Genomic DNA, 20783 nt, shown 5'->3' on the forward strand with positions numbered 1-20783 from the left:
CGTTGGAAAGTTCCGTTGCGAAGGGCAACGGGCAAGGGTGTCAACGAACGTCGGAAAGCAGGTCTCGTCTATATGCGAATTGCTCGCAAACTGGCAGCGGGTGCGCTCCTCGCCGCTGCTGCTTCCGTTTCGGTTGTGCTGGGCGCCGGATCCGCTTCGGCGGTCGCGGTGACCCCGCTGCCGGGTGGATGGCAGGTTGATCTCAGCCCCGCGGATACGCAGTGGGTGGCGAACAACCACCTCGGTATGGCTATCGCGGGCCTGCCGCATCCCTCGGCCGCATCGTTCGGCGCCTCGCTGGATTCGGCGGCGATCCTGTCGTCGCAGTATCCGGCCGGCCGGGTGGTGTTCACCGTGTACGGTCCGTTCGATCAGCTGAACGGGACCATGCTGGCCCTGCAGTAAGGGACAGCGACAGCGCAGTGGAACTGCATCAGAGGATCGTGTCGGCGCCGGTCGATTTCGGCGCCGTCCGAACCGAATTCGGATTGGCCTCGGACTACCCGTCCGAGGCCGTCTCGGAGGCCCGCGACGCGGTGGACGCGTTCGCGGGGTCCCGAACGGACCGGCGTGACATTCCGCTGGTCACCATCGACCCGCCCGGCGCCATGGATCTGGATCAGGCGCTGTATCTGGAGCGCACCGCCACCGGGTTCCTGCTGCACTACGCGATCGCCGACGTCGCCGCGTTCGTGACACCCGACGGGCCGCTCGCCCGTGAATCCCTGGCCCGCGGCCAGACCTTCTACTTCCCCGACGGCACCGTGCCGCTGCATCCCCGGGTCCTGTCCGAGGATCGCGCCAGCCTGCTGCCCGACGTCGACCGCGCCGCCGCCCTGTGGACCATCGAACTCGACGAGAACGCCGAGCCGCGCCGGTATTCGGTCGAGCGCGCCCTGGTGCGCTCCCGCGCCCGCCTCGACTACACCACCGTGCAGGCCGACGCCGACGCCGGCCGCCTGCACCCGTCCATCACCGCCCTGCCGGAGTTCGGCCGGCTGCGCATCGAGGCGGGATTGCAGCGCGGCGCCATCAGCCTGCGCCTGCCCGCCCAGAGCGTCGTCCGCCACGACGAGGACGGCAAGGACAACCACTGGCAGCTGGTGATCGAACCCCGCACCGCCGCCGACGACTGGAACGAACAGGTCTCCCTGCTCACCGGCATCTGCGCCGCCCGAATCATGCTCGACGGCAATGGTTCCGACCACCTCGGCCTGCTGCGCACCATGCCCCCGCCCGCCCCCGCCACCATCGAATCCATGCGCCGCACCGCCGCCGCCGTCGGCGTCGACTGGCCCGCCGACGTCCCCGTAGGCCGCATGCTCGCCGGCCTCGACCCGAACACCCCACCGGCCCTCGTCCTCATGTCCGAGGCCACCGGCCTGCTCCGCGGCGCCTCCTACACCCTCCTCAACGGCCAGGAACCGGACACGGTGCAACACAGCGGAATCGGCGCTCCCTACGCCCACGTCACCGCCCCCCTCCGCCGCCTGTCCGACCGCTACGCCACCGAAATCTGCCTCTCCCACTGCGCGAAAACCCCCGTCCCCCAATGGGTCCGCGACGGCCTGACCACCGCCGCCGAAACCATGCGCCGCAGCGACGCCACCGCCGGCAAGGTCGAACGCGCCTGCCTCGACCTCACCGAATCCACCGTCCTGGCCCAACGCCTCGGCACCGACTTCGACGCCGTAGTCCTCCGCGAAGCCAACGGCACCCGCCCCGCCGAAATCTTCGTCTCCGACCCGCCCGTGCTGTCCAAGTGCACCGGCTCCCCGCCCGAAGGCAAACAGGTCCGAGTCCGCCTCACCGTCTCCGACCCCACCACCCGCACCGTCACCTTCGCCTTCCCAGCCGAGCCCGGCGGGGGCTCGGTGCCATACTCGAAGCCATGACCGTCGAACCGTTTCCGCAGTGGCTGCGCCCGCCGCCCGGGGGGGTTCGTTGCCGAGGATCTAGACCGACTGCCCGATCTGCCGCCGCACACTGAGCTGATCGACGGGAGTCTCGTTTTCGTGAGTCCGCAGGCGCAGTTCCGCGTATTGGCGGTGAGCATGTTCGAATCCGCGCTGCGCCGCCGGGCGCCGGAATCAATGCGAATTCGTCGCGAAATGACCGTCACACTTGGCCGGGATCAACGGCCGGAACCAGATGTCATCGCCGTACGCGCCGATCGGGTGGGTGGTCCCGACCTGACGACCTACACGGCCGATGATGTTCTGCTGGCGGTCGAAGTGGTGTCACCCGAGTCCCGCTACCGGGACCGGGAACGCAAGCCGCAACTGTATGCGAAGGCCGGGATCCCCCACTTCTGGCGAGTGGAGAATGCCCACGGTCGGGCGGTGGTCTATGTCTACGAGCTCGATCCCGCGACCGGCTGCTATGCCCTCACCGGGATTCACCACGACAGGTTGCTGCTGGGCGTCCCCTTCGAAATCGATATCGATCTCGCGGAAATCGACAGCATGTGATCGGCGGAGGTCAGAGCGGGCGGTGGCGAAGGAATTCGATGGCCGCCGGGTACTGCTCCAAGGCCTTGGCGGCGGCCGCCTCCTCCGCGTCGCAGAGGCGTTGGTAGCCGGCTTCGTCGGCGTCGGCGGCGTGGGTGCGGAGGGTTTCCAGGGCTTCGATGGCGTCGCGGTGGTCGCCGAGGACGGTTTGCAGGCGTTTGGCGTTCTTGGACAGGGTGGTGGCCGGATCGCCGAGGATTTTGGCGGCGGCGTCCGCGGAGTAGCGCAATCGTTTGGCGGCCTTGCGGATGTCGTGCAGGTGTTCCACGCGCTCGGCTTCGGAGAGGGCGGGTTCGGCGCGGACCAGGCGGCGTAGGTCGCGGAAGTCGTGTTTGAGGACGCTGGTGAAGAAATCGGCGGCGGGTTTGTCGGCGTGGGCGGGGCGCAGGGTGGGGTCGTCGACCATGGTGTGGAGGCGGTCGGTGAGGGTGCGGTAGCGGCGACTGTCGAAGGCCCGCACCGCTTCCCGGTGTCCCTCGGCGTAGCGGGCCCGCTGCTCGGCGATCAGCTGGGCGCCGAAATCGGGGTGGGGTGCGGACTTCTCGCCCAGGGGGACCGTCTTCTCGTCGAACGGGACGCCGTTCTGGCCGAGCAGGGCGGCGAAACGGTCGGCGCGCACCTCGGCGTCCCGGGCGACGCCGAGCAGCCCGGCCAGCCAGCGCAATTCGTCGCGGATCTCGGTGACCTGCTTGCGGTGGAACAGCTGCCGGTAGGAGCGCAGCACGCTGCGCAGGCGCCGGGTCGCCACGCGCATCTGGTGCACCGAGTCCGGAAGGTCCGCGCGCACATCGGGTTCGGCATCGCACAGCCGGTCCACATCGTCGTTGAGGGCGGCGATCAGGGCGGGACCGGCTGTGGTGCTCATCTATGTCCTGTACTTGTCCGTGGCTTCCACCAGGTGGTGGGTGATACCGGGTTCGGCGGCGGCGTGGCCGGCGTCGGGGACCAGGTGCAGTTCCGAATTCGGCCAGGCCCGGTGCAGGTCCCAGGCGCTCACGGCCGGGCACACCATGTCGTGGCGGCCCTGCACGATGACGCCGGGAATGTGGGCGATGCGGTCGATATCGCGCAGCAGCTGGCCCTCGTCGAGGAAGCCGCGATGCTGGAAGTAGTGGTTCTCGATGCGGGCGAAGGCCAGCGCGAAGCGCGGATCGGCCGATTCCGCGACCCGATCCGGTTGGGGCAGCAGGGAACTCGTCGCGCCCTCCCAGGTTGACCACGCGACCGCCGCGTCGGTGGCGAGTTTCTCGTCGGAGGAATGTAGCAAGCGGTGGTAGACCTCGACCAGATCCTTGCCGCGCTCGGATTCCGGCACCGGCGCCAGGAACTTCTCCCACTCGTCGGGATACACGAATCCCGCGGCACCATTGTAGTACCAGTCGATTTCCTTGCGCCGCAACAGGAATATGCCGCGCAGGATCAGCTCGGTGACACGGTCGGGATGGGTCTGCGCATAGGACAGCGCCAGCGTCGAACCCCAGGAGCCGCCGAACACCTGCCAGCGCTCCACACCCAGATGCGTGCGCAGCGCCTCGATATCGCGCACCAGATGCCAGGTGGTGTTGGCCTCCAGCGTCGCCCCGTCGGCAATGTGCGGCACCGACCGCCCGCAGCCGCGCTGATCGAACAGCACGATCCGGTACGCCTCGGGATCGAAGAACTGCCGATGGAACGGCGCGGTGCCGCCGCCCGGCCCGCCGTGCAGGAACACCACCGGCTTGCCGGCCGGATTCCCGCTGACCTCCCAATAGATCTGCTGGCCGTCGCCGACATCGAGCAGGCCCTGCTCGTACGGTTCGATCGGCGGATACAGGGTGCGCATCAGAACGCGATTCCCGAGGCCATGGTCTGCAGGTTCAACGCCGACAGCGCCTGATCCCGCACGTCCGGGCAGTTGGCGATCATGAGGCGATCCACCACGTCCTTGTCACCCAGCACCTGCACATTGATGCCGCCATTGCGCAGCGCCCACTCGTGCACGGTGGTGTTGAGCGCGATGGAGCCCAGGGTCGGGCCCTGCACCCGCCAATCCGAGAGCTGCGGGCGGATCAGATCGCAGAGCTGCACGGCGGCCGCATCGGAGACGCTGACCTTGCCGCCCTCGGTGGTGGGCGCGCCCGATGTGCTGCCGGTGGTCGGCGCCTTCGAGGTGCTGGGCGCGCTCGACCCGCTCGGCTGCCCGGACCCGGTGGTCGTACCGCCTCCACAGCCGGCGGTCAGGGCGACGGCCGCCGCCGTGGCCACCAGCAACAACGGCGTACGCCGGTTCCGGAGGATGCTCGTCCAACGGGTTTTCGACATTGGTTCCCTTTGATCGATCGACGACTCTGTGGAATCGAGTCTGCCACCGATTTCTCGCCGGAGCCCGGGTATGCACGCCGAACGCCCGCGTTCATAGCGAGAGGCTATGAAAGCGGGCGCTCGGGTTCGATCAGAAGCTGTGTTCCGGTCCCGGGAACACGCCGCGCCGCACCTCGTCGGCGTAAGTGGCTGCGGCGCTGCGCAATTCGCCACCCACATTGCCGAACTGCTTGACGAACTTGGCGGTCTTGCCGCTGGTGTAGCCGACCATGTCCTGCCAGACCAGCACCTGCGCGTCGCAGTCCGCGCCCGCGCCGATGCCGACGGTCGGGATGGTGAGCTTGCGGGTGACCTGACCGGCCAGCTCGGCCGGGACCATCTCCATCACGACCGAGAAGGCGCCCGCCTCCTGCACCGCGATGGCATCGGCGATGAGCTGCTCGGCGCCGTCGCCGCGGCCCTGCACCCGGAAGCCGCCCAGGGTGTTGACGCTCTGCGGGGTGAAGCCGATGTGCGCCATGACCGGGATGCCGGCGGCGGTGATCTTGTGGATGTGGTCGGCGACGCGTTCGCCGCCCTCCAGCTTCACCGCGTGCGCGCCGCCCTCCTTCATGAAGCGCACGGCCGTCGCGAGCGCCTGCTCCGGAGAGGACTCGTAGGAGCCGAACGGCAGATCGGCCACCACCAGCGCGTGCGGCGCGCCCTTGACCACGCCGCGCACCAGCGGAATGAGCTCGTCGACCGACACCGCGACCGTGGTGTCGTAGCCGTAGACGACATTGGCGGCCGAATCGCCGACCAGCAGCACCGGAATGCCGGCCTCTTCGAACAGCCGGGCCGTGGAGTAGTCGTAGGCGGTGAGCATGGACCACTTCTCACCGGCCTGCTTCATCTGCTGCAGATGATGCACGCGCGTCTTGCGCTTCGCGGGAGTCTTGGTCGGTGCGGCGCCGTAGGCAGGGGTTTCCGCATCGGATACGGACATCATCGTCCCTCTTTCGTCGTTCCTCGAGGCCCATGCGCGGGTCCCCGGGTTTGTCTGACGTTCCTCAGTGTGCCACCGGCAGCGCCCTGCTCGAGGATGGATTTCCTCACACTTCGCGGGGTTCGCCGGGGTGGGACAGCCGGGCCGGGTCCGGCTTCGAACTCCTTCCGTTATGTCCCGCTCGTTGCGGGTATGTGGAGCGGGCGCGATCTATCAGGAGACGTGCGCGGTAACCGGAGGGATGCAGGGGTGCGAAACGTGGGATGGCACGATCGGGGCATGGCGTTGATGCGAACCGGCCGGGCCGCGCTCCTTGCGCTGGCACTGGCGCTGGCGGCGACATCCTGCTCCCTTGCAGTGGACGGGAACCCGACAGCCACCTCACCCGCGGGACTCGGGCAGTACTACAGCCAGAAACTGGATTGGGGGAGTTGCGCCGATTTCGTCGAGGAGGAGATGCCCGCCGACGCCCTGTGCACGCGCGTGAAAGTGCCGGTGGATTACGAGAATCCGGACGGGGCGCAGGCGCAGATCGCCATCTCGCGAATCAAGGCCACCGGCAGCAAGATCGGCTCGCTGCTGTTCAACCCCGGCGGTCCGGGCGTGCCCGGCCTGTCCATGGCCGGCATCGCCGACGGCACCGAACTGTCCGAGCGCTTCGACCGGATCGGCTTCGACCCGCGCGGCATCGGCGCCTCGCTGCCCGCCATCACCTGCCTGACCGCCACCGAGAACGACGCCGAACGCGCCGAACCGAACACCGACAATTCACCCGCCGGCATCGCCGCCGCCGAGGCCGACAACAAGCAGTACGCCGACAAATGCGTCGAGCGCACCGGCAAGGACTTCCTCGCCCACGTCGGCACCCGCGAGGTCGTGCAGGACATGGACGTGATCCGCGCCGCCCTCGGCGACGAGAAGCTGAGCTACGTCGGCTACTCCTACGGCACCCGCCTCGGCTACTCCTACGCCGAGAAGTTTCCGGACAAGGTGCGCGCCATGGTGCTCGACGGCGCGCTCGACCCGGAGCAGGACCCGGTCGAGGAATCGGTGCTGCAGGCCGCCAGCTTCCAGAAGGCCTTCGACGCCTACGCCGCCGAATGCACCACCAAGCCCGCCTGCCCCCTCGGCCAGGACCCCACCCAGGCCGTCGCCAAATTCCGCGAACTCGTGAACCCGCTGTGGGACAAGCCCGTTCCCACCGAGGACGGCCGCGGCCTGCACTACGGCGACGCCATCACCGGCGTCCAGCAGACCCTCTACTCCACCCGCTTCTGGCCCGCCCTCACCAAGGGCCTGAACGAACTCGCCCAGGGCCGCGGCGAAACCCTGCTCGCCCTCGCCGACATGTACGACGGCCGCCGCGAGGACGGCACCTACGACAACAGCGGCGACGCCTTCAACGCCATCCGCTGCGTCGACGACCCGCCCGTCACCGACCGCGCCGTCGCCGCCAAACAGGATGCCGAATACCGCCGCGTGGCCCCCTTCATCGACGACGGCCACGGCAGCGACGCGGCCCCCCTGGAACTCTGCGCCACCTGGCCGGTCCCCAATACGAGCACCCCCCACCGCATCTCGATCCCCGGCCTCCCCAAACTGGTCGTGATCTCCACCACGGAGGACCCGGCCACCCCCTACCAGGCCGGCGTCGACCTGGCCGACCAACTCGGCGCCTCGCTGATCACCTACAAGGGCACCCGCCACACCATCGCCCTCTCGGGCGAGTCGTGCGTAGACGACCCGGTGATCGCCTACCTCGTAGACCTGAAAGAACCCGCCCAGGGCCTCACCTGCTGAGGCGGCCCCGGGTCCGCTCCGCCCGTGCTCGCGGGCGGAGCGACGATTCGGGAGCGTGGCGCTTGGGGGCGGAGCGACGAGTTCGAGGGGTTCGGGAGCGTGACGCTCGCGGGCGGAGCGACGGGTTCGGCGGGGTTCGGGGGCGCAGCCCCCGAGAGCGCAGCGACTGGTTCTTGGGGGTTCGGGGGCGAAGCCCCTGAGAGTCCCGAGAGTTGGTCCTCCCATGTAACACGGATTTAACTCCGGTTCCCTACGCTCGCGGTCATGGACCGTCAGAAGGAATTCGTCCTCCGCACGCTCGAAGAGCGCGACATCCGATTCGTGCGGCTGTGGTTCACCGATGTGCTGGGCTATCTGAAGTCCGTCGCCATCGCGCCCGCCGAGCTGGAGGGCGCGTTCGAGGAGGGCATCGGCTTCGACGGTTCCGCCATCGAGGGGTTTGCCCGGGTGTCCGAGGCGGACATGGTGGCCAAGCCGGACCCGTCCACCTTCCAGGTGCTGCCGTGGTCCACCTCCAAGGGCCACCAGCACTCCGCGCGCATGTTCTGCGATATCGCCATGCCCGACGGCTCCCCGTCCTGGGCCGATCCGCGGCACGTGCTGCGCCGTCAGCTGAACAAGGCCGCCGATCTCGGCTTCAGCTGCTACGTGCACCCGGAGATCGAGTTCTTCCTGCTCAAGCCCGGCCCGCTGGACGGCTCCACCCCCATCCCGGTGGATCAGGGCGGCTTCTTCGACCAGGCCGTGCACGACGAGGCCCCGAACTTCCGCCGCCACGCCATCGACGCGCTGGAGTCCATGGGCATCTCGGTGGAGTTCAGCCATCACGAGGGCGCACCCGGCCAGCAGGAGATCGACCTGCGCTACGCCGACGCGCTGTCCATGGCCGACAATGTCATGACCTTCCGCTACCTGATCAAGGAAGTGGCCATCGACGAGAACGTGCGCGCCACGTTCATGCCGAAGCCCTTCGCCGAGCACCCCGGCTCGGCCATGCACACCCACATGAGCCTGTTCGAGGGCGAGCAGAACGCCTTCCACGATCCCGACGATCCGATCAACCTGTCGGAGACCGCGCGCGCCTTCATCGCCGGCATTCTCGAGCACGCGCACGAGATCAGCGCCGTCACCAACCAGTGGGTGAACTCCTACAAGCGACTCGTGCACGGCGGCGAAGCCCCGACGGCCGCATCCTGGGGCCGCTCCAACCGCTCCGCGCTGGTCCGCGTCCCGATGTACACCCCGAACAAGGCGTCCTCGCGCCGCGTCGAGATCCGCAGCCCCGACAGCGCCTGCAACCCGTACCTCGCGTTCGCGGTCCTGCTGGCCGCCGGCCTGCGCGGTATCGAAAAGGGCTACACCCTGCCCCCGGAGGCCGAGGACGACGTCTGGTCGCTCACCGCCGCCGAGCGCCGCGCCATGGGCTTCCGCGAACTCCCCGCCAGCCTGGACGAGGCCCTGAAGAACATGGAGAAGTCCGAACTGGTCGCCGAAACCCTCGGCGAACACGTCTTCGACTTCTTCCTCCGCAACAAGCGCCGCGAATGGGCGGGCTACCGCAACCAGGTGACCCCCTACGAGCTCAAGGAGTACCTGGGCCTGTAGCCCTCCCCGTCCCCGGATTCCCCTAGAAGGGGGTTCCGGGGCGCAGCCCCGGCGGGGGTGCGGGGGCGGCGCCCCTGCGGGGGTGTGGGGGTGTCCCCCACAGATCAAACACAGCCCCAACACCTCTTGCGAAGCAAACCGCCGCAGCCTCCTCCTCCGCCCCACCCCAGCGAAGTTCCCTCCGCCGCATCAACCCGGCGGCGAACCGGCAACGATGTCCCATATGAGAGGGTTGCCCAGGACGCTCCCAGTAGGTGACATGTAATTTGATGGACATGGTCCGGCCACCGACTGCCCGTTCCGCTGTCCCAGGTGTTGGAAGGCTCGGCCTGCTCGAGCCGACTGCCGCCGACTCGCTGCGAGAGTTGGCCTGGGACAACGTAGAGAGCGTTCCGCTGCTGTGGGCGCTGTCGCGCTCGCCAGACGCCGATCTGGCATTGCTGACGCTCATCCGTTTACGGGAACGGCTCGGAAACGACTGGAAGGCCCTGGATTCCGCACTCCGCACCGATGCCGCGCTGCGCGGCCGGCTGCTGGCGCTGATCGGATCCTCCAGCGCGTTCGCCGATCATCTGGTGGCCGACCCCGGGGCCTGGCATTCGCTGCGGCACGATCTGCCCTCGCGCGAGGAGTTGCTGGCGGACCTGCTGGCCGCGGTGCAGGCGGAACCGGAGACCGGGCCCAATGCCGGGCCCATGATGTTCCGCGCCGGGATCTCCGGGCCGGAGGCTATCGCGCTGTTGCGCAAGCAGTATCGCGATCAGCTCATGCTGCTGGCCGCCATCGATCTGGCGGCCACCGTCGAGAACGAACCGGTACTGCCGTACCAGCGGGTGGGCCGGCATCTCACCGATCTGGCCGACGCGGCGCTGACCGCCGCGCTGTCGGTGGCCGTTTCCCGGGTCTGCGCGGAGCGGCCGGTGCCGTCGCAGCTGGCGGTCATCGCCATGGGCAAATGCGGTGCGCGGGAACTGAATTACGTCTCCGACGTGGATGTCATCTTCGTCGCCGAACCGGCCGACACCACCGCCACCCGGCTGGCCGCGGAAATGATGACCGTGGCGAGCTCGGCCTTCTTCGAGGTCGATGCGGCACTGCGCCCGGAGGGCAAGGCCGGCGCCCTGGTGCGCACCCTCGACTCGCACATCGCCTACTACAAGCGCTGGGCCCGCACCTGGGAATTCCAGGCGCTGCTCAAGATGCGGCCCGCCACCGGCGATCTCGAACTCGGCGAGAAGTACCGCGACGCTCTCATGCCGATGGTGTGGGCGGCCTCCGAACGCCCGGACTTCGTCGCCGACGTGCAGGCCATGCGCCGCCGCGTCGAGGATCTGGTGCCCGCCGATCTGCGCGAGCGGGAGCTGAAACTCGGGCACGGCAGCCTGCGCGATGTCGAATTCGCCGTGCAGCTCCTGCAATTGGTGCACGGCAAGGCCGATGAATCGCTGCACGTGCAGGGGACCGTGGAGGCGCTGACCGCGCTGGCCGCGGGCGGTTACGTCGGCCGCGACGATGCCGCCAACCTCACCGCCTCCTACGAATTCCTGCGCCTGCTCGAACACCGCTTGCAGTTGCAGCGGCTCAAGCGCACCCACACCCTGCCCGCCCCCGAGGACGAGGAGGGCATGCGCTGGCTGGCGCGCGCCGCGCACATGCGGCCCGACGGGCGGCAGGACGCCGTCGGGGTGCTCACCAGCGAGATCAAGCGCAATGCCATGCGGGTGCGGCGGCTGCACGCCAAACTCTTCTACCGGCCGCTGCTGGAATCGGTTGCGCGCCTTGATGCCGACAATCTGCGGCTCAGCCCGCAGGCGGCGGTGCGGCAGCTGGCGGCGCTGGGATATGTCGCGCCGGAGAACGCGCTCGGTCATCTGAAGGCGCTCACCGGTGAGGTCGGGCGCAAGGGCCGCATCCAGGCGCTGCTGCTGCCCACCCTGCTCGAATGGCTCGGTGAGACACCGAATCCCGATGCGGGTCTGCTCGCCTACCGGCGCGTCTCGGAGGGGCTCGACAACGAGATCTGGTTCCTGCGCGAACTCCGCGACGAGGGCGCGATCGCGCAGCGGCTGATGATCGTGCTCGGCTCCTCGGCGTACCTGCCGGATCTGCTCATCAATGCGCCCGAGACCATCCGCATGTACGCCGACGGACCGGACGGTCCGCTGCTGCTGGCGCCCGCGCCCAGCGATGTGGCGCGCGGAATCCTTTCCGGCACCGGTCGTTACAACGATCCCAAACGCGCCGTCGCGACCGCCCGCTCACTGCGCCGCCACGAACTGGCGCGCGTGGCCTCCGCCGACGTGCTCGGCATGCTCGACGTCCCGCAGGTCTGCGCGGCGCTGTCCTCGGTGTGGATCGCGACCCTCGAGGCCGCGCTGCAGGCCGCCATCCGCGCCAGCGAGGTGGAGCTCGGCAAGCCCGCGCCCGCCGATTTCGCGGTCATCGGCATGGGCCGCCTGGGCGGTATGGAACTCGGCTACGGCTCCGACGCCGACGTCCTGTTCGTTTGCGACCCGCGCCCCGGGCAGGACGAAACCGTCGCCGTCAAATGGGCCATCGGCATTGCCGAACAAGTCCAGCGGCTGCTCGGCGCACCCAGCACCGACCCGCCGCTGCAGGTCGACGCCGCCCTGCGCCCCGAGGGCCGCAACGGCGCACTCGTCCGCACCCTCGCCGCCTACGCCGCCTACTACGAGCAATGGGCCCAGCCCTGGGAGGTCCAGGCCCTGCTGCGCGCCCACCAGGTGGCGGGCGACCGTGACCTCGGCGTGCGCTTCCTGCACACCATCGATCCCATCCGCTACCCCGCGGGCGGCATGTCCCCCGAAGGGGTCCGCGAGATCCGCCGCATCAAGGCCCGTGTCGATTCCGAACGCCTACCCCGCGGCGCCAATCCGGCCACCCACACCAAACTCGGCCGCGGCGGCCTGGCAGATATCGAATGGACCGTGCAACTGCTGCAACTCCAGCACGCCCACGAGGTCCCGGCCCTGCACAACACCTCGACCCTGGAATCCCTCGACGCCATCGAAGCGGCCGAACTCATCGACTCCGCCGACGCCGAATTGCTCCGCGACGCCTGGCTCACCGCCACCAAGGCCCGCAATGCCCTGGTCCTGGTCCGTGGCAAACCCGCCGACCAGCTACCCGGTCCGGGCCGCCTGCTCTCGGCCATCGCCCGGGTGGCCGGCTGGCCCAATGACGACGGCAGCGAATTCCTGGACCACTACATGCGCGTCACCCGCCGCGCGAAAACGGTGGTGGAGCGGGTCTTCGGCGGCGAGAACTAACCCTCCGCCAGTCCCGCCCCGGCCGCGACGAGCACCGCCGGCAGCGCGAAAGCCCATGCCGGCGCAACCTTGTGCAGCGCGATCCCGCCGATCGCCCCGGCCACCAGCGCCGCCAGCCGCGCCGCCGCCGACCGGTCGAGGCTGCGCACGGCGACCATATCGCTGACGAAGCCAGTGAGCGTACTGGTCAAATACGTTGTCGGCGCGCCGTGCCCGCCGGCCAGCAAGGCAGCGGACTGCATCCCCATGGCCACGGCGGCCACCGGGACGAGCACCGACTGCCACCCGCCCGTGAGCTCGCCTCCGGCGATGCCCCAGCCAATGGCGATTGCCGCGACGAGGACGGCCTCCGCCGCAAGGCACACCCGCACCCGTCCGGCCCGCACCCGCCCCGTCGAGTCCGGCCGCCGACACCATGCGGCGGCCACCAGTATCCCGACGAGATAACCGCCCAACCCGAGCGCCGGCAGCCGAATCTCGCTGGCCCCCAACTCCGCCGCTGCAATGCCGAGCAACACCAGATTCCCGGTCACCACACTCGCGAAGACCTGCCCGAGCTGGGTGAACACCAGCGCATCCAGCGCACCCGCCCCACCGGCCAGTACCACCAGCCACGCCAGCCGATTCGTGGACGGGATATCGGCCGGGACGACAACGTCATCGGGGGTCACAGCGTCGAACCGTACCCAACGCCCTCGGTCCGGCCACGGACCTGCGCTGTCGTGCCTGTCACCCCGGCCTTCGATTCGCGGTCGGCCGGTGCACCGGTGAGCTTGCGTCGAGAGAAGACTTCGTTCTCTTGCGTGCGCAGAGCTACAAGGAAGAGGGGTCACCTCGCCTGCCGTACCCGGCGCCGGCTCCCCGGTCGGGAGCCGTATCGCACCTTTCGTACGGGGAGACCGGCCGTGGTTACGTTCAAAGATCAAACCCCGAGAACGAGACGTGAAACGCTCCAGCGGGGTAATGACGTCGCGGCACGCCCTGCGGGGGTGAGGCTGATCGACGGTCAGCGCGCGGCCGCGGGTGGAGTGCACAGGCGGGTGAGTTCCTCCGTGAGAGTTGTTGGGGTACACGGGGATATAGCGAAGCGCTGGCCGTTGTAGCGGTAGGTGTAGCGGCCGTCGGCGGTGACGTCGAACCAGCTCAGATATTCGGGCGGGGCGGGGGTCGGGGTTCGGAGGGCGTGGTGGACTGCGATGTGGCCGGTTGCGCCTCGCGGGGCGGTGAGCAGTTTTCGAAGCCCGGCTGCGGGTGGCTTGGAGGCAGGGTGGATTCGAGGAGGCGGCGGAGGGATTCGCGGCTTTCGGTGTGAGCGGGCAGGCGCCCTGCGGGAGTGGGACCCGCTACGGCCGTGAACACTTTCGGCACGAGGACAGGGGTACCCGCCTCGATGACAATGTTCGCGCCGATGTCGGTGTCCCGACTGGGACGCTGGACCAACGTAACAGCGGCATTCCTGTCGATGGCGGCGTAGGCGCGCAGCGGGTGGCGGCGGGTGCCGGTGAGGGACAGCGAGATTGCGGGGTTGGCCGCGAGGTGCAAGGCGGTGGTGAGGTCGCGGTCTGCGCCGACGGGGTGGCGGGCGGACAAGGCACGAGTGAGGTGATCGTGGTCGTCCTGCCAGACGCAGGACGAGCGCAGGCGCAGGGGAAACGGGTAGCGGTCGGTGCGGGTTTCCTGCCAGAGGTGGATGAATTCGTCGGGGGTGAGTTCCCATTTCACGCTGGTTCTTCCTCGGTGGTGTGATTGGTTCGGGCGAGGGGATACCGCCGGGTGGCGGAGAGGTATAGGGAGAGTGTGGTTTTGCTGCGAGGTTCGCGAAGGTGACGAGGCTGCGGCGAGCTGAGGGGAAGGGCTGTGGTCGGTGCGGGCTTCTTGCCCGAGATGGATGAAGTCGTTAGGGGGGAGGTGCGATTTCATACTGGTTCGTCCTCGGTGGTGAGGTCGGTTCGGGCGCAGGGGATGTCGGCGCCGAGGACGGTGGGGACGGCTGAGGGAGGGGTGCCGAGGAGCTCCTGTTCGCGGTTGCGGATGAGCCAGGCGGGGGTGGTGTGGGCGGTGTCGGAGTCGGTGGTGGGGCGGGCCGCGGGTGGGTACATGCCGGGCATCCAGCCCATGGCGGGGTTTGCGGTGCGTGGGGGAGTGCTGGAAAGGGGTGGGGTGGAGGGCGTTCCGGGGTTGGCGGGGCCGGGGAGGCTGCGGCCGGGGTCGCGTGGGGACGGAGTGCCGCCGGGGGATCCGGGGGTGGACGGAGTGCCCGTCGGGACCGGGGTGAGTGGGGAAAGCGGGCGGCCGCCGTCGGCGATGCTTGCGGGTTTGGTGGTCGCTTCGCGATCGCGCGATGGGGAGTAGGAGTCCATATCGGCATGGCTTGCGCGGGGAATCGACTGCGCGGGGGCCGGTTCCGGGGCGGCGGCCGTTGCGGCGGTGGGGCTGGTGGCCGAGCCGTTCGTGCCGTCGTAGCCGATCGGTTCGGAGGGGTCGAGGCGCGGCCGAACGGGGCTCACGAATGCGGGTGAGGTGGCGAGGCTTCCGGAGGAGTCGGGCGCAGAGCCTGCGGAGTCGTCACCGTTCGCTCCGGGCATCTCTATGGGTGAGAACGCGGGGACGCCTGACCCGGCGGGTGGGTAGATCGGGACGTAGTTGGATTCCAGGGCGGCGAGGGCGAGGCGATACTGCTCCTCGCGGGCGGCTTCGAAGGTGTGGGTGTCGCCGGGTGAGCCGAGGATCAGGGCGAGATAGGTTGCGGTGGGGTCGGATTGGTCGCCTTGCAGGGGGGCCGGGGGTGGGGGAACGGTTTTTCGTAAGGCTTCGGCTCCGTAGGCGGCGGCTGTCATGCGATGGCCGGTGCTGTGCAGGATCTCCGCCACGTCCATGGCTTGGCTCGCGAATTGGCGGGCCGCGATTTCGGCCGCGTCGGCGATGCGGCCCGTGAGACCGTCGGCGAGTGCGCCCTGCACGGTGATGATCAGGCCGTGGATGTCACCGCAGAGGTTGTCCGCGATATCCACCCACTGCTCGGCGGCGGCGTGCATGTCGCCTGGATTCATGGCTTGGACGCAGGCGTAGATACGCTCGTGCGAGAGGCCGCCGAAATGTTCCAGGCGCTGCACGTAATCCGGGTCCACCGCGCTGCCCGATATCCGCCGCTGTTCTTGTTCCGCCCCGCGCTGGCTCTGTTGTGCGGTGCGGCGCAATGCCTCCGGATCCATCGGCGTCCTCCCGTCGCCTCGGCCATTCACCGGAATTGGACGCGCGGAATCGGCACCCGGTTCCGGTGCGCGCCCGGATCGGTGGTGATTCGTTCGGGAGGCGGGTGCGGATGCCTAGTCGGTCGGCGTGCCGATGCGCAGCCGGTTCCCGTCGATATCCTTCAGCTCGATCTCCCGCGCCCACGGCATCTCTTCGGGTTCGACGCCGAATTCCTTTGCGATGGCGTCGATATCGCGGACGCGCAGGTACACCAGGGTGTCCGGACGGGCGTCGCCGGTGTGCTCGGAGAGGAACAGCGCCACCTTGCCCCGGGCGACCTCGACGAATGCGGGGAATCCGGGTTCGAAGCGGTGCTCCCACTGCTTGGTGAAACCGAGACGCTCGTACCAGCGGACTGCTTCCGCCGCATCGGCGACGCGCAGGATCGGGATGACGGCCTCGTTCACGGTGTGTCCTTTCACGGTGGCGGTTCTGGCGAGCGGCGTCGGTCTGCGCCCACGCGATCGACTCTGCCACGACCGCCGCCGGGCGTGCAGGGGCATTGCCCGGCAGGTCGTGAGCGGACCGGCGAGGCGCCGCGCTCCAGGTAGGGTGGTCGGCGATCAGGTGGAGGTGGCGAGTGGTTCGAGTGCTGGCGCAGGGTCAGCTTTTCGCCGGCTATCGAATCGAGCGGTTGCTCGGGGCGGGTGGGATGGGGGAGGTCTATCTCGCGCAGGACCGGGATCTGCCGCGCATGATCGCCCTGAAGGTGCTCGGGCGCGGGGTCTCCGATGATGCGCACGTGCGGATGCGGTTCCTGCGCGAGGCGGACACCGTGGCGCGGCTGGCACACCCGAATATCGTCGACGTGTACGCCCGCGGCGAGGAGCACGGGCAGTTGTGGATGGCCATGCAGTACGTCGACGGGACGGATCTGTCGGCGGTCCTGCGGGACGGGCCCGTCCAGCCGGATCGGGCGGTGCACGTCATTGCGCAGGTCGCGCGTGCGCTGGATCACGCGCATGCCGCCGGGGTGCTGCATCGTGATGTGAAACCCGCGAACATCCTGCTGGCGCGCAGCGCCGGGGAGCAGGTCTTTCTCGCCGATTTCGGTATCGCCAAGGTGCTCGATCAAGTCGGCGACGCCACCCGGACCGGGCAGCTGTACGCCAGCTTCCGGTATGCCGCACCGGAACAGTTCGACACCACGCGCGGCGTGGACCGGCGAGCCGATGTGTACGCCCTCGGCGGCACCCTCTATCACCTGCTGACCGGCACGCCGCCGTATCCGGGCGACAATGCGGGGCAGCTGCTGCACGGGCATCTGAATCTTCCTGTGCCACAGCCGAGTTCCCTGCGCTCCGGTCTGCCCGCCGGTTTCGATGCCGTCATTGCCGCGGCGCTGGCCAAGAACCCGGATCACCGCTTCGCCTCCTGCGCCGATCTCGCCATCGCCGCGCAGCAGGCCCTTGCGGGCCACCCGGTGCACACCCCGCTCGCTGCCCAACAGGGTGCCGGGACCGCCGGCCCGATGAACGGCACTGCCGCACACAGTGGTTCGTTCCCGGGCGGTCGAGACGGCCAAGCTGGGGTCGCGCATCAATCGTTCTCCGGCGGCGGAGTAGCCGTCGGAGATCCACCCGCGGGAGGCCCGCCCGGCGCGGGAAGCGGTGCGCCCGAAAAGCATCCGGCCCGCAGCTGGCCCCGGCGGATCCTGGCGTTCTTCGCCTGGATCGCACTGCTGACCGGCATTGCCGGTGTCGCACTGCATTACGGTTCGTGGCCGTACATGACCTTCGTGCTGGCCGCGTCCTTCGCCTCCTACCTCATGGTCGCCGCCCCGATCGCCGGTGTGCTGTTCGCCTTCGCCCGGCGCTGGCGCGGCGCCCTGGCCGCACTGCTGGTGACGGCCGCCGCCGTCTGGTCGCAACTGCCCATGGCCCTGCCGGACGGTTCCGCGCCGCCCGGCGTGGATGTGGCTGTCATGCAGTCGAATCTGCTCTTCGGCGGCGCGGATGTGGACGCCGTCGTACAGACCGTCCGGGACAATGAGATCGACGTCCTGACCCTGGAGGAACTCACATCGGAGGCTTTCCCGCGCCTGCAAGCGGCCGGGCTCCTCGACGAACTGCCGTACTACTACGTGGAGACCGCCGGCGGCGGCGCGGGCGGCGGCATCTTCAGCCGCTACGAGCTGACCGGCGCCGAGAACCTCACGGGCTTCCTGAACCGGAACGTGCGCGTCACCATGATCCATCCCGACCTCGGCCCGGTCACCGTCTTCCAATTCCACCCCATGCCACCGAATCTGGACTTCGACGCCTGGCGCCGCGAGCTCCGCACCATCCGCGATCTGCTTGACCAGACGCCGGGCAAGGTCATCGTCGGCGGCGATTTCAATGCCACCTACGACCATGCCCCCTACCGTGACCTGCTGCGCGGCCGCTACGCCGATTCCGCCGAACTGCTCGGCGTCGGCGCGCTGCCGACCTGGCCGGACGGCGACTCCATGGGCGCGCTGACCGATTCCGGCCCGTTCATCGGCATCGACCGGGTGCTGGTCGCGGGCGGGCACGCCACCGAAATCCGATCGATCACCATCCCCGGCACCGATCATCGCGCCGTCGTTGCGAGACTGCGACTTTGAGCGATAAACCGGGGGATACTCGAAGACGCCGGGTTTGCTGAGTCCGCCGTCCCGAGTTCCCGGGCCGGTGCGGGGCCTGCCCGGAGCGGTACTCGGGAGGCGAGATGCGGATTTCGCGACTGCGGGCCGGGCTGGTCGCGTTTCTGCTGGTGGCGGGGGTTGCCCTCACCGGTTGTGACGCGATAAAGCAAGGCGCCGAGAATCTTTCGGGCGGGATGGACAATCCGTTCGATATCAACGGTGCCTCCTCGGCGACCGGACCGAGCGGTCTACGCCCCGATGTTCCGGACACCACGCTCACCGCGGTGAATGCCGACGGCGGCCTGGAAGACCGGCTGGCCCTCAATGCCATGGCCGATCTCCAGGAGTTCTGGAGCGCGGAGTATTCGAAGTTCTTCCCCGGCAGCTTCGAACCGCCCAGCGGATTCATCTCCTGGGATGCCACCGCCGCGCGCGGCCGGGCCCCGGACTTCTGCCGCGAGACCACCTTCGAGCAGATCAATGCCGCCTACTGCACCCTGGACCGGTCCATCGGCTGGGACCGCGGCGTGCTGCTGCCGGAACTGGTGAGCAAGTTCGGCCAGATGGCGGTGGTCATGGTCATGGCCCACGAATACGGTCACGCCCTGCAGGCCATGGCCCGGCTCAATGGCATGCTCACCCCGACGGTGGTGCTCGAACAACAGGCCGACTGCTTCGAAGGCGTGTTCCTCCGCCATGTGGCGGAAGGGAATTCGCGGCACTTCACCATCAACACCACCGATGGTTTGAACGGCGTGCTCGGCGCGACCATCGCGGTGCGCGATCAGGAGCCGGGCGCTTCGGAGAACGAGCACGGCACCGCCTTCGAGCGCGTGACAGCTGTGCAGATCGGCTACACCGACGGCGCTCAGGCGTGCATCGAGATCGACCGCGCCGAACTGGAACAGCGCCGCGGCACGCTGCCCACCAGCTTCCTGCCGGGCGAGGAATCCGCGCAGCTGCTGGTGGACCGCCAGTCCCTGGATCTGGTCGGCCAGTCCCTGGCGCGCGCCTATCCGATCCAGTCGCAACTGCTGTTCGACTACGGCGGCGTCGACCGCTGCGCGAATGTGACTGCCACGAACCCGGTTTCGTACTGCCCGGCCACCGGAACGATCGGCATGGACGTGCCCGATTTGGCCAGGCTCTCCCGGGGCAATGACAGCGGGGAGATCCTGTCCGCCGAGGTCTCCGGCGACTACACCGCCTTCATCCTGCTCATCTCCCGGTACATGCTTGCGGTACAACAGGATCGGAACCTGGGCGTCACCGGCGCGGACACCGCGGGCCTGCGCGCCGCCTGCATGTCCGGGGCGTTCACCACCAAACTCAGTGAGCCCGGCAGCGATATCCGGCTCTCCGCAGACGATCTCGATGAGGCGGTGTCCGGATTGCTGTCGGATGGCCTGGCCGCCAGCGACGTCAACGGCGAAGTCGTCTCCAGCGGATTCGTGCGCCTGGAAGCCTTCCGCACGGGTGTGCTCGATGGTGAGCAGACGTGCCTCAGCACCTTCAACTGAGGCACGTGTAGCGGAGGCGAATCCTCCTGTGCCGCAATCTCACCCGGCGGCGGGAATGTGCGCGTCCAGCCAGTTGACGAGATCGGTGAGCACCTTGTCCTGCTCGGGCTCGTTGTAGATCTCGTGGTAAAGCCCGTCATAGCGCAGCACGGTCTTGTCCTTGGACCCCGCGCCCTGTTCGAGCACATCGCTGCTCGTGATCGACACCAGCCCGTCGGCGGTGCCCTGCTGCACCAGCAGCGGCGCCGTCAGCTGACTCGCGTGCGCCTTGACGAAGTCGCCCGCCTTCAGCATCTCGGTGGCCGTGCGCGCCGGCGCCCCGCCGTGATAGTTCAGCGGATCCGCATCGTAGGCGCGCACCACCTCGGGATCCCGGCTCACCAGCTTCGAATCGATCTTCAGCACGGGCAGATTCGGCGTGAACCGGGACAGCAGCGGCGCGACGAGCTTCTGCACGGCATTGCCGGTGTCGATATCGACCGCCGGCGCCGACAGCGCGATACCGGTCACGTCGAGCGGCGCCCGCGTGGCCAGGTACGCGGTGATCAGCCCGCCCATGCTGTGCGCGATGAGGAACTTCGGCAGTCCGGGATGCCGCCGCGCCGCCGTCGACAGCATGGTCGCCACATTGTCGGCCGCCGCATCCGCCGACTCGATATTGGCGTTCACCCCGCCGTCCGAGCGCCCGTGCCCGATGTGGTCCAGCGCGTACGCCGCGATCCCGGCGTCGTTCAATCGCCCGGCCACATGGGCGTACCGCCCCGAATGCTCCGCGTACCCGTGCACGATCACCGCCACCGCGCGCGGCTCCCCCTCGGGCAGCCACGCCTGCCAGAACACGCGCCCCCCGTTGCCCTGGAATTCGCCGGTCTCGGTCCGGGTCATCGTCGCTCCCTTTCGTCGCGCGTCCGC

Annotated in this window: 16 protein-coding genes and 1 pseudogene; 8 read left to right on the forward strand and 9 right to left on the reverse strand. The window is 68.8% G+C overall.

Translation table 11 applies throughout. The annotated features are described in order from the left end of the window. Positions 1 to 72: 72 nt before the first annotated feature. The 3 genes and pseudogenes from ACFVIV_RS14650 to ACFVIV_RS14660 all read left to right on the forward strand — a co-directional run. The gene (locus ACFVIV_RS14650; RefSeq protein ID WP_379196272.1) at positions 73 to 405 is read left to right on the forward strand and encodes a hypothetical protein; all 333 of its coding nucleotides are present in this window, start codon (positions 73 to 75) and stop codon (positions 403 to 405) included. A gap of 17 nt (positions 406 to 422) precedes the next feature. Then, positions 423 to 1895 carry an RNB domain-containing ribonuclease gene (locus ACFVIV_RS14655; protein WP_379196274.1) on the forward strand — a complete coding sequence of 491 codons (1473 nt, stop codon included), beginning with the start codon at positions 423 to 425 and terminating at the stop codon, positions 1893 to 1895. Between the two features lie 66 nt (positions 1896 to 1961). Continuing rightward, a pseudogene (locus ACFVIV_RS14660) lies at positions 1962 to 2471 on the forward strand (Uma2 family endonuclease); the annotation flags it as partial. Between the two features lie 10 nt (positions 2472 to 2481). Here ACFVIV_RS14660 and ACFVIV_RS14665 read toward each other — a convergent pair. The 4 genes from ACFVIV_RS14665 to panB form a co-directional block, all read right to left on the reverse strand. Next, positions 2482 to 3375, reverse strand: a complete 894-nt coding sequence (locus ACFVIV_RS14665) for a CHAD domain-containing protein (RefSeq protein ID WP_379196276.1) — start codon at positions 3373 to 3375, stop codon at positions 2482 to 2484. Continuing rightward, entirely contained in the window at positions 3376 to 4332 is a 957-nt protein-coding gene (pip, locus tag ACFVIV_RS14670) for a prolyl aminopeptidase (RefSeq protein ID WP_379196278.1), read from the reverse strand. Continuing rightward, entirely contained in the window at positions 4332 to 4811 is a 480-nt protein-coding gene (locus ACFVIV_RS14675; RefSeq protein ID WP_379196280.1) for a hypothetical protein, read from the reverse strand. The genes pip and ACFVIV_RS14675 overlap by 1 nt, the downstream gene beginning before the upstream one ends. Before the next feature lie 130 nt (positions 4812 to 4941). Beyond that, on the reverse strand, positions 4942 to 5796 hold the full coding sequence (panB, locus tag ACFVIV_RS14680) for a 3-methyl-2-oxobutanoate hydroxymethyltransferase (protein ID WP_379196388.1): 855 nt from the start codon (positions 5794 to 5796) through the stop codon (positions 4942 to 4944). Positions 5797 to 6075: 279 nt separating this feature from the next. Here panB and ACFVIV_RS14685 point away from each other — a divergent pair, with 279 nt between their 5' ends. The 3 genes from ACFVIV_RS14685 to ACFVIV_RS14695 all read left to right on the forward strand — a co-directional run bounded on the left by ACFVIV_RS14685 (position 6076) and on the right by ACFVIV_RS14695 (position 12491). Next, complete coding sequence (locus tag ACFVIV_RS14685) at positions 6076 to 7596, forward strand: alpha/beta fold hydrolase (protein WP_379196282.1); 1521 nt, start codon at positions 6076 to 6078, stop codon at positions 7594 to 7596. Positions 7597 to 7860: 264 nt separating this feature from the next. Then, positions 7861 to 9201, forward strand: a complete 1341-nt coding sequence (locus ACFVIV_RS14690) for a glutamine synthetase family protein (RefSeq protein ID WP_379196284.1) — start codon at positions 7861 to 7863, stop codon at positions 9199 to 9201. A gap of 275 nt (positions 9202 to 9476) precedes the next feature. Next, complete coding sequence (locus ACFVIV_RS14695; RefSeq protein ID WP_379196286.1) at positions 9477 to 12491, forward strand: bifunctional [glutamine synthetase] adenylyltransferase/[glutamine synthetase]-adenylyl-L-tyrosine phosphorylase; 3015 nt, start codon at positions 9477 to 9479, stop codon at positions 12489 to 12491. Here ACFVIV_RS14695 and ACFVIV_RS14700 read toward each other — a convergent pair. The 4 genes from ACFVIV_RS14700 to ACFVIV_RS14715 form a co-directional block, all read right to left on the reverse strand. Beyond that, complete coding sequence (locus tag ACFVIV_RS14700) at positions 12488 to 13162, reverse strand: YoaK family protein (RefSeq protein ID WP_379196288.1); 675 nt, start codon at positions 13160 to 13162, stop codon at positions 12488 to 12490. The genes ACFVIV_RS14695 and ACFVIV_RS14700 overlap by 4 nt on opposite strands. 472 nt (positions 13163 to 13634) lie before the next feature. Beyond that, positions 13635 to 14213 (reverse strand): ESX secretion-associated protein EspG, encoded by a 579-nt coding sequence (locus ACFVIV_RS14705; RefSeq protein WP_379196290.1) that lies wholly within the window; start codon positions 14211 to 14213, stop codon positions 13635 to 13637. Between the two features lie 194 nt (positions 14214 to 14407). Further along, positions 14408 to 15703, reverse strand: a complete 1296-nt coding sequence (locus tag ACFVIV_RS14710; protein WP_379196292.1) for a hypothetical protein — start codon at positions 15701 to 15703, stop codon at positions 14408 to 14410. Between the two features lie 114 nt (positions 15704 to 15817). Continuing rightward, complete coding sequence (locus ACFVIV_RS14715; RefSeq protein ID WP_379196294.1) at positions 15818 to 16150, reverse strand: glyoxalase superfamily protein; 333 nt, start codon at positions 16148 to 16150, stop codon at positions 15818 to 15820. A gap of 173 nt (positions 16151 to 16323) precedes the next feature. Here ACFVIV_RS14715 and ACFVIV_RS14720 point away from each other — a divergent pair, with 173 nt between their 5' ends. Continuing rightward, entirely contained in the window at positions 16324 to 18330 is a 2007-nt protein-coding gene (locus ACFVIV_RS14720) for a protein kinase (RefSeq protein WP_379196296.1), read from the forward strand. A gap of 104 nt (positions 18331 to 18434) precedes the next feature. Beyond that, positions 18435 to 19871, forward strand: a complete 1437-nt coding sequence (locus ACFVIV_RS14725) for a metallopeptidase (RefSeq protein ID WP_379196298.1) — start codon at positions 18435 to 18437, stop codon at positions 19869 to 19871. Between the two features lie 39 nt (positions 19872 to 19910). Here the strand turns inward: ACFVIV_RS14725 and ACFVIV_RS14730 are convergent, their stop codons facing one another. Beyond that, the gene (locus tag ACFVIV_RS14730) at positions 19911 to 20756 is read right to left on the reverse strand and encodes an alpha/beta hydrolase (protein WP_379196300.1); all 846 of its coding nucleotides are present in this window, start codon (positions 20754 to 20756) and stop codon (positions 19911 to 19913) included. Positions 20757 to 20783: the final 27 nt, after the last annotated feature.

The organism is Nocardia sp. NPDC127526, assembly GCF_042672265.1.
GTDB lineage: Bacteria > Actinomycetota > Actinomycetes > Mycobacteriales > Mycobacteriaceae > Nocardia.